At 54.7% G+C, this 15,503-nt stretch carries 11 protein-coding genes; 1 reads left to right on the top strand and 10 read right to left on the bottom strand.

The window, feature by feature from the left end:
• Positions 1 to 170: 170 nt before the first annotated feature.
• From JWG88_RS11480 to JWG88_RS11435, 10 genes are all read right to left on the bottom strand, one after another.
• Positions 171 to 3,275 carry a response regulator gene (locus tag JWG88_RS11480; protein ID WP_205233898.1) on the bottom strand — a complete coding sequence of 1,035 codons (3,105 nt, stop codon included), beginning with the start codon at positions 3,273 to 3,275 and terminating at the stop codon, positions 171 to 173.
• Between the two features lie 232 nt (positions 3,276 to 3,507).
• Positions 3,508 to 3,987 (bottom strand): Na+/H+ antiporter subunit E, encoded by a 480-nt coding sequence (locus JWG88_RS11475; protein ID WP_205233897.1) that lies wholly within the window; start codon positions 3,985 to 3,987, stop codon positions 3,508 to 3,510.
• The gene (locus JWG88_RS11470; protein ID WP_205233896.1) at positions 3,984 to 5,729 is read right to left on the bottom strand and encodes a complex I subunit 5 family protein; all 1,746 of its coding nucleotides are present in this window, start codon (positions 5,727 to 5,729) and stop codon (positions 3,984 to 3,986) included. Before JWG88_RS11470 ends, JWG88_RS11475 begins: the two co-directional genes overlap by 4 nt.
• The gene (locus JWG88_RS11465) at positions 5,726 to 7,234 is read right to left on the bottom strand and encodes a proton-conducting transporter transmembrane domain-containing protein (protein ID WP_205233895.1); all 1,509 of its coding nucleotides are present in this window, start codon (positions 7,232 to 7,234) and stop codon (positions 5,726 to 5,728) included. Before JWG88_RS11465 ends, JWG88_RS11470 begins: the two co-directional genes overlap by 4 nt.
• Positions 7,228 to 8,727, bottom strand: a complete 1,500-nt coding sequence (locus tag JWG88_RS11460) for a complex I subunit 5 family protein (protein WP_205233894.1) — start codon at positions 8,725 to 8,727, stop codon at positions 7,228 to 7,230. The genes JWG88_RS11465 and JWG88_RS11460 overlap by 7 nt, the downstream gene beginning before the upstream one ends.
• Positions 8,724 to 9,062, bottom strand: a complete 339-nt coding sequence (locus tag JWG88_RS11455) for a sodium:proton antiporter (protein ID WP_205233893.1) — start codon at positions 9,060 to 9,062, stop codon at positions 8,724 to 8,726. The genes JWG88_RS11460 and JWG88_RS11455 overlap by 4 nt, the downstream gene beginning before the upstream one ends.
• Positions 9,063 to 9,104: 42 nt before the next feature.
• Positions 9,105 to 10,094: a hydrogenase subunit MbhD domain-containing protein gene (locus JWG88_RS11450; protein ID WP_205233892.1), complete on the bottom strand. Its 990-nt coding sequence runs from the start codon at positions 10,092 to 10,094 to the stop codon at positions 9,105 to 9,107.
• A 37-nt stretch (positions 10,095 to 10,131) separates the two neighbouring features.
• Positions 10,132 to 10,434 (bottom strand): cation:proton antiporter, encoded by a 303-nt coding sequence (locus JWG88_RS11445; protein ID WP_205233891.1) that lies wholly within the window; start codon positions 10,432 to 10,434, stop codon positions 10,132 to 10,134.
• Entirely contained in the window at positions 10,431 to 10,703 is a 273-nt protein-coding gene (locus tag JWG88_RS11440; protein WP_205233890.1) for an MrpF/PhaF family protein, read from the bottom strand. Before JWG88_RS11440 ends, JWG88_RS11445 begins: the two co-directional genes overlap by 4 nt.
• 202 nt (positions 10,704 to 10,905) lie before the next feature.
• A complete protein-coding gene (locus JWG88_RS11435) occupies positions 10,906 to 13,275 on the bottom strand; it encodes a TIM-barrel domain-containing protein (RefSeq protein WP_205233889.1) in 2,370 nt (789 codons plus the stop codon).
• 238 nt (positions 13,276 to 13,513) lie between these two features.
• On the opposite strand from JWG88_RS11435, the gene JWG88_RS11430 reads away from it, so the two are divergent.
• Entirely contained in the window at positions 13,514 to 15,502 is a 1,989-nt protein-coding gene (locus JWG88_RS11430; protein WP_205233888.1) for an alpha-1,4-glucan--maltose-1-phosphate maltosyltransferase, read from the top strand.
• Position 15,503 lies beyond the last annotated feature (1 nt).

Below are 15,503 nucleotides of genomic sequence, written 5' to 3'. Positions count from 1 at the left end.
AGGAGTGAGTGAATCGCCTGCTGCCTCCAGACTATTGCAATTATGGCAGACCAATGAAGGCTTGGCAGAAGGAAGTCAGCGGTCCGGGAATGAAATTGAATTCTGCGAAAGCAGGTCATCGTAAATCCATGTCACCTTGTCGGTGCCGGTGAAGTGGCGCTACTCCGAATTCAAGAGAGGCAGCGCTCGATGGCCGCCAGAATGTTTTCCGGATCGACTGGTTTGGTCAAATAATCATCCATGCCGGCCTCAAGACAGAGCCGGCGGTCTTCCGTCATGGCATAGGCCGTCAAAGCGATGATCGGCGTCCCGGCATTGGGGCCCTTTCCGGCGCGCACGATGCGCGTGGCCTCCAGGCCGTCCATCTCTGGCATCTGCACATCCATGAACACCAGATCGTACAGCTTGTCCTCCATGGCCCGCAAGGCCTCGGCGCCGCTGGCTGCCATATCGATATTGGTAAAGCCATACTTGTGCAGAATGCCGACCATGATCAACCGGTTGGTGGCATTGTCCTCTGCCAGCAGGATAGAGGCGTCGCCATATTGGGGCAAGGCAGCAGGCAGCGGCCCTTCGATGGCGATTTCGTTCTGCGCCGAATCCTGGGTCATGAAAACCTCCGCCAGATGCCGGCACAGATCGGCATGGCGCAACGGCTTGATCAGGACCTTGCCGATATCCTCGAACTCCTGGTCATAGAGGTTGCGGTGCTGTTCCAGCGAGGCCATGAGCAGCAGTTGCGGCCGGGTCAGAATTTCGGACTCGGCAAGCCGGCGCACCACAGTTTCGCCGCTCGACATACCGAGATCGATGAAGGCCGCGGTAAACGGCCGGCCCTGTGCCTGCGCCTCCCTGAGCAGCGGCAGCACCTTTTCGCCGTCGGCGGTTTCCACGACATTGACTTGCCAGAACCGCAACAGTCGTGCCAGCAGCCGGCGGTTGGCAGTGCTTCCGTCCGCCACCAGAACAGTACAGCCGATCAGTTTCTCTCGCCAGGGCGGCTCATTTTCCGGGATTTCCGCAAAAGAAAGGATAAAAGAAAACCGCGATCCGCCGCCGACCTCGCTGACCAGATCAATATCGCCGCCCATAAGTCTGACCAGCTGCCTGGAGATCGACAGCCCAAGGCCGGTTCCGCCGTATCTGCGCGAGGTCGAGGCGTCGGCCTGGGTAAAGCTGCTGAAGACGCTCTCCCGCTTTTCCATGCTGATGCCAATGCCGGTATCTTCGATGACGAACTGAAGAAAGACCCTATCCTCTTCCCGGCGATGCAACTCGACACCCACCTCGACCCGGCCGGTCGTGGTGAATTTCACGGCATTGGCGGCCAGATTGACCAGAACCTGACGCAGGCGACCGGGATCGCCACCCAGCCGAAGGGGAACTTCCGGCGCAACGGCGCAGATGAATTCCAGCCCCTTCTGCTCCGCCGGCACGCCCATGGTATGCGCCAGATCATCAAGCAGACCGCGCGGGTTGAATTCTATCTCCTCGAGTTCGACCATGCCGGCCTCGATCTTGGAAAAGTCGAGAATGTCGTTGATGATTGCCAGCAGGGCCTTTGCATTGATCTGCACCGTCTGAGCGTAATGACGCTGCTTGTCGTCCAGCTCGGTGTCGAGCAGCAGGCCGATCATGCCGATGACCCCATTCATCGGTGTACGGATTTCGTGACTCATGATGGCCAGGAAGCGGCTTTTGGCCAGGTTGGCCGTCTCTGCTTCCTCCTTGGCCCTTTTGAGGTCCTGCTCGGCGCATTTGCGCTCGGTAATGTCGCGGCACACGCAGAACACCAGCTTGCGGTCGCCGCAGACGGCGCCGTTGGTGCTGATTTCGACATCCAGGCAGGAGCCGTCCCTGCGGCGATGACGGGTCTCGAAAAAGTCTCCGGCATCATCGACCTCCTGCAGCATGCCGAGAAGTTGCTCTCGATCCCAGCACGTATCCCAGTCCCAGACATGCAGTTCGCGCACCTCCTCAAGGGAATAACCGAGCATTTCGGCGAAGCGCTGATTGGCCTCATGCACCTCGCCCTGCTGGTTGAGAATGACGATACCGTCGCGTGACTGCTCCACCAGGATGCGTCGGGTAGTGCTTTCCTGCAGCAGCGCTTCTTCAGCCCTCTGCAACTTTTCGATCGAGGTGGTCTTGTGGCGCAGATTTTCCAGCATCTGATTGAAAGCAATGGCCAGTTCGCCGATCTCGTCCCGCGATCCGGTACGCACCGGATGATCGAGATCGCCCGCAGCGATCTGTCTGGCCGAAAGAGTGAGATCCTGGATCGGGCGGATGATATAGGCGATCAGCAGCGAGGAAACACCGACGAAGAGGAGCAGGATGATGCCGTCAATGAAGCTCAGCAGCCAGGCAGAGTTCTTTATCCCCTGCATCGTCTCGCTCACCGGAATGCCCACGGCAACATAGCCGAGCAGCTCGCCGTCGAAGACCAGGGGCCGCAGCACTGTGTCGTATGCCTTGCCGTTGCCGTCGGTCACGATGTCGTGCTGCGTGGCAGGCGGGACTGGCCCCGCCAGCTCTGACAGCGCCATGCTGCCGCCGACCGGACGTCCTCCCCTATCGAACAATGCAAAGCCGAGGCCGATCTCTTCGGTGAAGGACCGGCTCAACTCCGCCAGATTCTGTTGCATGACCAGATGGCCAAGATGAGCACCTGCCGGCACATCGCTTGCATGCAATGGCGAGCGATATTCCAGGCTGAGGACCAGGCTCGTCCCCACTGCACCATCTTTTTCCAGACGCAGGCGCTCGCCCGGGACCAGACGTACGGGATAGCCGGGATGGCCATTTATCGCTATTTCGCTGTAGCCGTGCCGGTGCGGATGAAAAAGCGTGCCTCGGCCATCCTCCTCGATCCTGACCAGGCCGCCTTTAGGCTCACTGTAGAAATATCGGAGGCCCTCACCGCCATCCTCCTGCAAACAGTAGAGGCCGAAGTTTTTTGCCCCGGCGCCCCAGGCAAAGCCGTAGAGCCCATCGATGAGGACACGGTCGCCCGGGCTGCCGGACGGGTCGCAGTCGCGTCTGACCAGCGCGGGAATTTGGGAGTCTTGCGAAAAATAGCGGAAATGCTGCAGCGATTCGCGGATGATGTCGCTGATCCTTCTCTGGAAATTGATCGAGGCGCCGTTCAGGCGGGCATAATTCTCCCGGGTGGTCTCGATGTAGTCAAGATACATCGCCCCTCCCATGGTTGCGACTGTCGTCAGCAGAACGAGAGTAAAGGTATACAACAGCAGCTTAAAACGTATTCTCATGCGCTCCTTCCGATAAATTCGCGGCAGTTCGGCACTCTGCTTCAGGCTCTTGATCGCCAGACTTCTCGGTCTTTTCTCAAAAAACCTGCGTTGGTCAGAAGTGCTTAAGTGAGAGAAGATTTCAGGCCCGGTGCAGCAACATCTCACGGCGCCCAGGGCCGTATGCTTTGATCATAATATATCTACGCAGCTTCGGCTCGTTGAAAAAAAGATCCTTTTCTGCGGCAATAGTTCATCCGAAAAGCGAGGCCACACGCTTTTCAATGGCCAAGAGTTTTTCCTGGTGGACCTGCTCTGTGTCCAGCACATGAATCAGCACCCGATTTTCCTCGAAAGAGATACTGGCGGTGCCGGGCAGGAGGCTGATGATCCAGACAAGGAATATTTTCGCTGATTGCCGGGACAACCCCGGCGTATAGGAAATGAGACCGGTTTCAAGGGGCAGCCTTGGGTGAAATGCCCTGAAGGCAACCTCCAGTCCAGCCAGAAAAGTCTGTATTAAAAAAAAGACTATAAACTCCGGTACAGCCAGCAGGCGGATGGTCCATTTACCCGGTGGTACGCTGAACATGCTGACGCCTGCCGCCATTATAACAAACAGAGCAGGAGGCAGAAGATAGGGAATCCTCCCCTCACTCAGCCCCCACCAGATAATGGAGAACAGGATCAGGCGGAACAATAGGGCCCTGAGCCAGAGAGATTTCAGCTTCATGATTGCCCCTGTAAAAGAGTTAAAAGGATAAATACCACCAGTAGGGTGACAAACATCAGCCCTGCGGTGTTCCAGTGCATGAAACGATCTTCAATCCATTTGAAAACAGGATAAGAATCCTTGCCCCTGTCGAAAAGTGCAGCATATTGAGTCCAGAAAAACCGGGTCAACCTTCTTTTCCGCTGAGCCAAACGGATCATGCCCCAGAGATTGAGACGGAAGAACGGCCGTGCCAATTGCCCGGCCCGTTTCCCGGATTGAAATTCCGGCAGGGCACATCTGGCGCAGAAAACTCGAAAAGGCAGCGCCAGAAGCAGACCGACCAGCACCGGCCAGGCGGTGGACCACGAATCATAATGGGTCATCTTTTCGATATCAGTTTCCATTCCCATAAAATGCGGGGCGATGATCATCACCACGACAAGCACGAACAGCAAGGCTGCCAGTGGCAACCACATGTAAAAATGCAGCCGTTGCTCCTTAGAATTCTTCTTTTCCTGCAACCTGATGAGAAAATGACCGAGAAGCAGTGCGGTGGCCACACCACTTAATGTCAAAAGCAGGGAAGGTTCGACCGGCCAGGCAACGGAGCTTGCAGAGGCGGCACCCTTGAGTCCGTATTTTACAGCTGCTCCGGCAGTCCAGGGGAAACCCGCCAGAGCCAGAACGGGAAAAAACAAGGCCGTCGAAAAGAGTATTGCCGATATCCTGCTTTTACCAACGGATCCTGCAGCGCCCGTCATCAAAAAAAGAAGCCCCTTGCTCAGGGAATGGTTGAGGATCAGCACTAGCAGAACCGGCCTCACAACCGGCCAGAGGTCGGCATCATACAATCCCACCCCAAGGGTGAATGTCATCAACCCCATCTGGCTGATGCTGGAGTAGGCAAGGATGGTTTTAGGATTGAATTGCAGCAGACCGACGACCACCCCGTAAAAAAGAGCGGATCCCCCAAAGCAGAGGAAGACAATCCCCCAGAAATGAAAGTCCATGGAACCTGGGGGAAAGAAATGGAGCCAGCCGAGCAGTCCTGCCTTGATCATGCTTCCGCTCAAAACCGCACTGGCGGGACTCGGCGCCGCCGGATGAGCGAGAGGCAGCCAGAAATGCAGCAAAAACGCACCCGCTTTTACTCCGAAACCGATAAAGGCTGCGGTGAGGATGATACTTCTCCAGGGAGAAATCTGCAGCGCCGGTAAGATATCCTCCACTCCGATTCCTGGAGCTGAACTTACCGCCAGGAATATGGCTGTAATTATCGCGGCTTCACCGCAGAGTGCCATGATCAGATATATTTTGCCGGCGAATAATGATTCGGGGCGGCGATCATGCACCACAAGACCGTAGGCCGCGTAGGTCATGAGCGCGAAAAAGGTGTAAAAGGAGGGAATATCGCGTGCCAGAATGAGCCCGAAGTTACCGCTCATGGTCAAAGAAAAGAAAAAAACAAAGGAGGTGACTCTCGGCTTCCCTGCCATATAGCCAAGGGTGAACAGCGACGAAGCCAGCCAGACCAGGGCGGAGGCAGCAAGAAATGTACGTCCGTAAATACCCATGCCGAAACGCAGGCCCAGAATCAATGACGGAACTTCAACCTCGGCTGTTATGCCGAAAATAGCCGTTAAAAGAGCAGGAAGAGCGGCCAGAGGAAGGAGCAGGCGCATCGCCATGTTTCTGCTTGCAGGCAGGAGCACCAGAAAACCTGCGGCAAGTGGCAGGAGGATGCTGAAAATGCACATCATGGCAATATCCCCATGCCCTGAGCGATTTTTTCGGCAACTCCCAGTGGACTCCATTGCCACCCGGCCCATAATCCGGCGCCCAGGCTGAAAAAGGCCGTGATAACGGTTGGCAGGAGAAGCGTCCATCTGGTTTCCAGTAAACCCTGAAAGTTTTCAGAAGGCCCGCCGGCTTCAGGCACCCTGAACCAGACGATATAGATAATGGGCAGGAAATAAGCGGCGTTAAGCAGAGTGCTGATCACCAGGACTGCAACCACCCATAATTGCCCGTCCTGCAGTCCGCCCAGGGCCAGGTACCATTTGCTGATGAACCCGGCTACCGGAGGAATTCCTATCATGCCGAAGGCGGCGATGGTAAAGGTGCCCATGGTAAGCGGCATCCGTCGGCCGACACCACTGAGTTCATCGATTCTATGGAAACCCAGGGTTTCCGCTACATTTCCGGCGCAAAAGAAAAGAGTGATTTTCATAATGCCCTGATGAATGAGATGAACCAGTCCGCCAACCACTGCCAGCGGACTCAGCAGAGTCATCCCCAGGACAATATAAGAGACCTGGCTTACCGTGGAATAGGCCAGCCGTTTTTTCAAATCTTTGTGATGCATGGCCTGCAGCGATCCATAAAGGATGGTAACGGCTGCCGCCAATGACAGGGGGAAGAGCACTCCCAGAGCAGCAGCATAATCCTTGCCGTATACATAGTATATCACGCGCAATATTCCGAAAGCTCCGGCTTTTACCACGGCTACCGCATGAAGGAGGGCACTGACAGGGGCCGGGGCAACCATGGCCACCGGAAGCCAGCCGTGAAGCGGCACCATGGCCGTTTTGACTCCCAGCCCGAGCACCAGCAGGAAGAAGATAAACTGCAGGAGGTTTCTCTTTTCATCGCCCGCTATTTCCGCCAGCACCCCCCCGGCTGTAAAATCAAACGAGCCTGCCAGGGTGGTGAGATAGACGACCGCGACAAAAAGGACAGCGCCACCGCTGACGTTGTACCACAAGTATACACGTCCCGCCCTGATCGCTTTTTCGGTACCTCGATGTACCACCAGAGGATAGGTAACCAGAGTCAGGAATTCATAAAAGATAAAAAAGGTAATGAGGTTGCCGGCCAGGGCTATGCCTGTACTGGCGGTAACGCAGAGGCTGAAGAATCCGAAAAAACGACTGCGGTTCGGCGATCCTTCCAGATATCCAATAGCATAGATGGTGGTCAAAAACCAGAGATTGGCGGACAGGGAGAGAAAAACCAGAGAGAGGAAGTCGACCCGCAGAAGAAAATCAAAGCCAAGAGCCAGAGTGAACCGCATCTGGTAGTCCACATCATGCACCAGGAATCCCCAGGACATGACCGCAACGGCAATCACCTTGACACTTGCCCCGAACATGTTCAAAAGGGAGCGCAGAGTGGAATGTTTCTCCGAGAGAAAGAAGATCACTATTCCGGTGCCCAGGGAGCTGGCCAATGTGATCAGAGGCAGCAAATCTTGCCAGTTCACCATGGCATCCTCCAGGATACTGCATCCGGTATAGGCACAGCGTGAAATTCCATACGCAGCAGATCTATGATTCCAGAAGTGGTAAAGCCGATGAAGACAGCGCCCAGGGCCAAGGTGAAGGCGCAGATCTCCAGGGTGCGCGGCACTGACTGAAGCGCAACGTTCCTACGGGATGGAGCGAAGGTATGGCCAAGCATGAGAAAGACATATCCCGCGGTGAGGAGACTTCCCAGGACAATGACCGGAATCCACCACCATTGGCCACTGGAGATTACCGCGTTGAGCAGCATCCATTTGGCCACGAACCCGCCGCTGGGAGGCAACCCCATGAGACTGACTCCGGCGATGCCTATGGTGAACACGGTCAGGGGCAGCCTCCCCTTTATATCACGCAGGCTGATCAGCCTGTCCGTACCAAGCGCATGGATGATATTCCCCACGGCCAGAAACAGAGCGGCTTTGGCGGAGGCATGAGAGACGGCCTGACAGATTCCCCCGGTCCAGGCCTGCATATTCCAGGAAACATCCTGTTCTCCGGAGACCTGAGCAATGGTCAGAGGAAAAAGCAGAAAGAGATAGCCTATCTGGCTTACCGTGGAGTGGGCTACCAGGAGCTTGAGCCGTTTCTGCCGCACCGCCTGAAAGGATCCCCAGAGAATGGCAAGGGCTCCCAGTCCCCCCAGGAACTGGGCGGCTGAATACGTTGTGACAGAGGGAAAAATCTGAAACCAAATGCGCAGCGTCATGAAGTAGGAACCCTTGACCACCAAGGCTGAGAGAATGGCGCTGACCGGAGCGGGAGCGTTGCCATGAGCGGCCGGCAGCCAGAAATGAAAAGGCAGCAGAGCCGTCTTGATGAGCATGCCGAAGACCATCAGGCCAAAGGCCGTGATCGTAGAAGGATTGGTTTCAAGGAGCAATCCCAGGCCGCCGATATCGAGGATGCCGTATTCGGCATAGAGGAAGGCCACTCCCAGCAGGAAAACCAGGGACCCCATCATGGCGGCCATAAGATAGCGCAGGGCGGCGATGAGCGCCTCGGCCCGGCCTGTCAACGTGGTCAGGGCCACGGCAGCCAGACTGATTAATTCCAGCAGTATATACATATTGAATATATCCGCCGAAATATACAGAGAATTCAACCCTCCCAGGAGGAGCAGCCACAAAGGCCAGAAATGCCAGTCGTCGGTCTTTTCCTCCTGGGGAGAGTTAAAGTAGGGGCCGGCATACAGCGTGACCAGCAGGCCGGTCACGGCAGTCAGTAGAAGAAAGATGATGCTCAACCCGTCGACGTGCAGTCGTATTCCCAGCGGACTGGCCCATCCTCCGAGGGAGTGGTGGAATTCCACGGCACCACCGGGTATAAAGGCAAGCAGCATGACAATCAGACAAGTGGCCGCGGCGGCGGCCATGCCGACATACTCCTTCATTTTCCCCGGCGAAAACAAGGAAAGCAAAGCCCCTGCAAAGGGTATGATCACCACAAACACCATCATTGCCGCGTATGCTTCACTGGTTTCTGAGATACTTCTTTGTTGCCCAGGGAAATCAGCCCGGTCTTCGCCTTGATCCTGCGTGCCAGAGCCAGGGCAAATCCCGTGGCGCTGATGGAAACGACTATACCAGTGATGACCATGGCCTGGGGAACGGGGTCGGCAAAAACATTCCTGTTTCGGTATGCAACTGATATAAAAAGAAGAAATGCTCCGGTCGCCATAATATTCAAGCCCATTATCTTGCGCAGAAGATGACGGCGGCCGAGCAGGCTTTGCAGACCCATGACAAAAAGGACTGCGGCTGTCGTTCCATACAGCAGAAAAGAATCGATCATATTTCGTATCTCCACGAGGTGCGAGGCAGACCCTCTTGAAATTCAGCCCTCATCCCTGTCTGACGAGGAAATTTCCTTCCTCAAAGGCTGGAGAGCAAGTACCAATCCGGCCAATATTGCGCCAATGGACAAAGTGGCCGCGCTTTCCATGAGGAAAATCTGCAATCCCGCATATTGTCGATCGTAAGCCAGAAAGATTCCTGTACGCAGAAGGGAGGAAGTGCCCATAGCGATAAACGCCAGAAAACCCATGATGATCAGAATCCGCCATATCCCTACCGGCAGCAGGGTCAAAGACCGGTACCCGACCATCCATAAAAGAATACCAGCTGCGCCCAGAACCACACCGGCCTGAAAAGCTCCCCCCGGGGCAAAGCCTCCCCGCCAAAGCAGGTATCCGGCGACCAGGAGCAGGAGAGGCATCATTCCCATGACAAGGTTTTCGAGGATGATGTTGGTAGCGGCGGGAGGTGCGACAGCCCGGAGATCCGGGCACTTTCGGATGCAGAGAACCCCCAGGATGGCTACCAGAAGGATTCCGAGCTCCATCCAGGTGTCGTATCCCCGGAAATTCAGGAGAACGGCTGTAACCGGATGCTTGGTGCCGCTTACTTGCAGCTTGGCGTTTACCAGATCCGCCAGGCCTCCTTCTGTCCGCGGGAGTTCCAGCACCGTACTTATGAGCAGGGATAACAACAGCAGGACTGCTCCGAAGGAAAGGACCTGGTGGTACCAGGGGAGATCGGCCACATCCTGCCAGCTGTCTTCTTCTGCTGCTTTTTCTGCAGCTGTGGATTTCATCATTCTCAAAGTGTCGAGAAGCATGACACCCGCGAGCCCGGCGCCAACGGCCGCCTCTGCAATGGCAATATCGGGAGCATCCAGCCTGACCCAGGTCAACGCCAGAATCAAACCGAAGATGATGAAGAGGACTACTGCCTGAAAATGATCGGAGGAGTGCAGAACCCGCCAACTCGTGAAAACCAGGGCGGCACACAGTGCCAGATCGAGCAGGAGACCTGTACCACTCATATTGTCCTCCTTTAGGGGTGAAGGTTTCCAGCCTGATTTATCTTTCCCTGCCGTTTTTCCGCTCTTCCTCGAGAATGGAATTGCCCACCAGATAGCAGGCCGTGGAACTTGCCAGCATGACCGTAAACCAGATAAGCAGCAGTTTGATGATGACCGGCAGCACCAGCGATCTCAGGGAAAGCCCCAGGACAATGAATCCGAGTCCCAGATTATCAGCTTTAGTAAGGGCGTGCAGACGGCTCATGGCATCGGGAAAGCGGAGCATGCCCACGGTCCCGGCCAGAAAAAAGAATCCGCCTGCCAGACAGGATAATAGAGAAAATATATCCCAGATGGTCATGATCCCTCGCTGGTGTTTTTCGGTGAAAGCCGCCGTACAAAAGCGAGAACAGCCATAATCGACAGAATGACGAAAACCAGGGCGGTATCCCTGACACCTTCCATCTGCAGAGCTTCGGCTATTAGCAGACAGATGGCTGACCCGGTGGTGCTGAAGAGCTGAGCGGCAAGCATGCGGTCGGCTCTGGTAGGGCCAATAACGACACGCAACAGACCGGCCAGGATGTTGAGAAACAAAAAAAATGCCATGAGCAGGTAAAAATGCTGCATGATTACTCTCTCCTGATGTTAGTACTCACTGATTGTTTTCGTGGCTTTGTCTGTCTGAAGTTCTTGTTCAGCTCAACCTGGCTAATTTTAGAAATCCGCATTGGCTCCATTGAGTGGAATTCCTTACTTCTATAAGTCTGTCATAAAAAACAGGAAAACGGAAAGATTTTAGAACAAAAAACCCAGAAGCCCACTCTGTCAGTTATTCCAGTCCCGCAATATTCCAGCGATACCAGGTCAGGCTATTTCCAGTTAACCGCACCCTTAGCTCCTCGAACTGCAGCGATTGCCTGCCCGATTCATTTTCCATTATCACCGCGGCAAAAGGGTGAATGGTGAAAGGGGTGATGATCACTTCACCGTATCCGTGGCTCAGAGGATTGAGCTTCAGATGAAGGTCATCCCCCTCGATCCAGGCCATCACCTCCACGGTGCTGCGCCTGCCCTTGAGGTAATCGAAACTGATGCCGTCGTCGCTCCGATAGAGATAGCGGCTTGTGCCCTCATACTTTGGGGACAGGCAGCAAAACATACCTATATCATTTAAATTATGGCTATTGTTCTCTCTTTTTCCTGGTTGAAAGGGAATCAGGCCTCCTTCCCGGAAAAACAGAGGAGTGCTCCAGGGTTTTTTAATCGCCCTGACCTGCCGCTTTCCCCTGAGCCACTGCCCGCTTTCTCCATCGAGCCAGTGCCCCGACGGCAATACCAGCTCCCGCTCCTGCCGGTTTTCTTCAACAAAGGGAGCCTGCATGATGGCGGGGCCCACCATGAACTGGTCGTCGATATGGCCAAGAGGCAGTGATGCAGTATCGGCAAAATCATAGAACAGCGGGCGCAGGACAGCCTCTCCTTTCTCCTCCTGATCCATGAACAGATTGTAGAGATATGGCATCAGGCTGTAGCGTAGACGGACAAAGCGGCGGATGATTGACAAGGCTGCAGATGAATACACCCAGGGCTCCTGGGGGCGGCTTCCCCGCATGGTGTGATTGCGGAAGAAGGGAAAGAGAAATGCTGTTTTTATCCAGTCTACAAGAAGCTCTTCTCCGCAATCATCCCCGAAACCGCCGACATCGGCCCCATTGAAAGGAACCCCGGACAGGGCCAGATTTAGAGATTTGCCGATGGAGCGCTGCAGATGGTGGTAGTTCGAAAAGTTATCCCCGGTCCAGTGAGCGGCATATTTCTGAGAACCGGTGCTGCCGGAACGGGACAAAAGGAAAGGCCTCTGATAAGGACGCGCGGCCAGCAGACCGTCCCGGGTGGCCCTGGCCATCAGTAGGCCGTACTGATTGCGATAGGCCACATGCTCGGTATGGCCATACTCAAAGCGCATGGATGAGGGATCTATGGGGCCGGTGGATGGATCATTCATATCTATCCAGGCACCTTCAAAACCATACTCGAAGAATTTCCGACACAGATCAGCCCACCACTGCCGGACTTCCGCCAGGCTGAAATCCGGGAAGACCGAGAAACCCGGCCAGACCAGGCCAACGAAAATCTTGCCCGATTCGGTGAGGCAGAACATTCCGCCTTCTTTGCCGCCGGTGAAAACAGGATAACCGTCCTCGCGCTTCACTCCGGGATCGAGGATAGGCACGACTCTATATCCTCTCTCTTTCAGGGCTCTGACCGTCTCAGCCGGGTGGGGCAGATGTTTCCTGTTGAAGGTGAAAACGCGGAATTCGTCCATATAATCGATATCCAGCCAGAGACCGTCCACCGGGAATTTATGATTTTCAAAATGTTCCGCGAGATCAAAGAGGTCTGCATCCCCACTATAGCCCCAGCGGCTCTGATGATAGCCGAGAGACCAAAGAGGAGGCAGCGGCGTGGTACCAACCAGCATCTGCAGTTTACAGGTGAGTTCGGCCAGAGAGGGTCCGAGAATACAATAAAGCGAGGGAAGGCCGTTTTCCGCACCTATAACCACAGCGGCGGGATAATCGAGTCGTATCTGCAGTTGCTCTGCCACCTGAGCTTCGCCTGAAATGGAAATCACCCCCGGATAAGGGTTGTCCGACAACAACCCGATAAAAATGTTGCCGCGCTTGATGATAAGATAGGGGATAGAGATGTAGTCCGGATCGTAATCGCCGTTTCTGACCTGCTCGATGTGGTGATCCGCCCAGACATCTACATTATAGAAGCGATAGGTTCGATTGGAACGCTCGAAAGGGGCCTGCTTCTCTCCAAGCCCATAAAAGCTCATGTCGGCTTCACGCCGGAACTGAAAAAGCCAGGCGTGTCCGCATACTCCGAACCAGCTGCGCCGGCACCCTTCCAACAGAACATCTCCCGCAGGAGAAAGCAGCCGCATACCGCCAACGGAGGTTATCTCGAGGCTGGAACTCCCTTCGCCAACAGCATCCGGCAGCCGGGCAGGCCTTTCAGCGCGCACATCCTTCAGCGGCCCGGTCTGAGAGCTGATAGCGATATGATGGATGTGCTCCGCGGTCGAACCAACTTCAACCGGATAATTCCGATGGCCGATCTGTATTGTGCGGTTTTTATATCGCTCTGCAAATCTGAAATTAAGGGGGTGAAAGTGTTTATTGGGCAACACAGCCTTCTCCTGAATTTAAAATTGACATATCCCCGGTAATTCCTAGAATAAAGATGAAGTGTATTAATTTTTCAGTGGAATCATATTCTCTGCAGACTGCCACATGGCACTGAACCGTTCTCAATCAGGACAATTTTCAAAACAGAAGAAAACCAGAGACAGTATCGTTTTTTCACGCAGCATTCTTCCATTACTTTGCCTTAAAAAAAAATCAGATAGAGGTAATAGGTTGGCCGATATGAAAAAAGATATAAGACAAAGAGTCATCATTGACAAGCTGAGGCCGGAGATCGACGGCGGACGATTTCCTGCCAGAAGGGCGGCGGACGAAGCCGTCCGCATAGAAGCCGATATTTTCGCCGACGGCCATGACAAACTGGCCGCGATTCTGCTCTATCGCAGAGCAGGAGAAGATACCTGGCGGACGCTACCCATGGAGTTTGTCATCAACGATATCTGGCAGGCTTCCTTCAAAGCCGACGAACTTGGCATCTATGAATTCACCGTCCAGGCCTGGATCGACAGATACCGCACCTGGCAAAGCCAGATGATGATAAAATACGACAACGACCTGGACGTTGCGGTGGAATTGCTTGAGGGTGCGGATATCATCCTCAAATCGGCCGAGCTGGCGGCCCACGATGACGCCGAGCGCCTCAGGCAGAAGGCGGCGACCCTGCAGGACGAGGGAATTTCTGCGGTCGACCGTGTTCGGGTTGTGGACCAGGAGCTGTCCTATCTGATGACGCTCAACCCGAACCGTACCTATCTGACACGATACCGGAACATCCTCGAAGTTCGTATTGAGCCGGCCAGAGCCCGGTTCAGCACCTGGTATGAGATGTTCCCCCGCTCCTGCTCAGAAGAACCCGGCACCCACGGCACCTTCAACGACTGTATCAAGCGGCTGCCCTACATTGCCCAGATGGGCTTCGATGTGCTCTACCTGCCCCCAATCCACCCCATCGGTCATACCTTTCGGAAAGGGAAAAACAACACCATCAGCCCGGAGGAGAATGCTCCCGGCAGCCCCTGGGCCATAGGCGCCGAAGAAGGCGGGCATAAATCAATCCATCCCCAGCTCGGCAGCCTTGAGGATTTTCACCGGCTGCTGCATGAAGCACGGAATCATGGAATAGACATCGCCCTCGACATTGCCTTTCAATGCAGTCCCGACCACCCTTACGTCAGGGAGCACCCCGAGTGGTTTCAGTGGCGGCCTGACGGCACGGTGCAGTATGCCGAGAATCCTCCGAAAAAATACCAGGATATCTACCCTTTCGAGTTTGAATCGAAATATGCAGAGGAGCTGGCGAATGAACTCCTCAGTATTTTTCAGTACTGGATCGACCAGGGAGTCCGTATCTTTCGGGTAGACAATCCGCATACCAAACCCCTGCATTTCTGGGAGTGGGTGATCGCCGAAATCAAGACGGAACATCCGGAGGTGCTTTTTCTGGCCGAAGCCTTCACCCGTCCGAAAACCATGTACCGCCTGGCCAAGGGAGGCTTCACCCAGTCATACACCTACTTTACCTGGCGCAACATGAAATGGGAGATTGAGCAATACTTCCAGGAACTGACTCAAACGGATGCCGCGGAATTTTTCTGGCCCAACCTTTGGCCCAATACCCCGGATATTCTCCCGGAATATTTACAGATCGGTGGACGCCCAGCCTTCGCGGTCAGGCTGATGCTGGCGGCTACTCTGTCTTCCAATTACGGCATCTACGGCCCACCATTCGAACTCCAGGTCAATGAAGCCAGGGAACCCTTCAGTGAAGAATACAACGACTCCGAGAAGTATGAGATTCATCACTGGAACATCGACCAACCCCACAGCCTCAAGCCTTTGATCTCCCGGGTTAACCGGATCCGCCGTGACAATCCTGCACTGCAGCAGACCCGCAACCTGATGTTTCACCCGGTGGATCGCGAGGAGATCATCTGCTACAGCAAATGGACGGATGACTATTCCAACATCATTTTAGTGGCGGCCAATCTCGAGCCCCATCATACCCATTCCACCTGGCTCTATCTGCCTTTCGAGGAAATGGGGGTGAACACGGACCAAACCTTTCAGATGCACGAACTCGTCAGTGACTCCCGTTATCTGTGGCATGCCGGCGCCAATTATCTGGAGCTCAATCCACAGACACTTCCTGTTCAGATTTTTCGCCTGCGCCGGCGGATACGCTCCGAGAACGACTTCGATTATTTTATGTAGA

This window comes from Desulfopila inferna (genome assembly GCF_016919005.1).
GTDB lineage: Bacteria > Desulfobacterota > Desulfobulbia > Desulfobulbales > Desulfocapsaceae > Desulfopila_A > Desulfopila_A inferna.
This window is presented reverse-complemented; position numbering and strand designations above follow the sequence as displayed.

Excerpts from the sequence above, each read along its gene's own strand:
- JWG88_RS11445 (WP_205233891.1), bottom strand. The coding sequence starts at position 10,434 with ATGACCATCTGGGATATATTTTCTCTATTATCCTGTCTGGCAGGCGGA.
- JWG88_RS11465 (WP_205233895.1), bottom strand. The coding sequence starts at position 7,234 with ATGGTGAACTGGCAAGATTTGCTGCCTCTGATCACATTGGCCAGCTCC.
- JWG88_RS11430 (WP_205233888.1), top strand. The coding sequence starts at position 13,514 with ATGAAAAAAGATATAAGACAAAGAGTCATCATTGACAAGCTGAGGCCG.
- JWG88_RS11440 (WP_205233890.1), bottom strand. The coding sequence starts at position 10,703 with ATGCAGCATTTTTACCTGCTCATGGCATTTTTTTTGTTTCTCAACATC.
- JWG88_RS11460 (WP_205233894.1), bottom strand. The coding sequence starts at position 8,727 with ATGATGGTGTTTGTGGTGATCATACCCTTTGCAGGGGCTTTGCTTTCC.
- JWG88_RS11480 (WP_205233898.1), bottom strand. The coding sequence starts at position 3,275 with ATGAGAATACGTTTTAAGCTGCTGTTGTATACCTTTACTCTCGTTCTG.
- JWG88_RS11470 (WP_205233896.1), bottom strand. The coding sequence starts at position 5,729 with ATGATGTGCATTTTCAGCATCCTCCTGCCACTTGCCGCAGGTTTTCTG.
- JWG88_RS11455 (WP_205233893.1), bottom strand. The coding sequence starts at position 9,062 with ATGATCGATTCTTTTCTGCTGTATGGAACGACAGCCGCAGTCCTTTTT.
- JWG88_RS11475 (WP_205233897.1), bottom strand. The coding sequence starts at position 3,987 with ATGAAGCTGAAATCTCTCTGGCTCAGGGCCCTATTGTTCCGCCTGATC.
- JWG88_RS11450 (WP_205233892.1), bottom strand. The coding sequence starts at position 10,094 with ATGAGTGGTACAGGTCTCCTGCTCGATCTGGCACTGTGTGCCGCCCTG.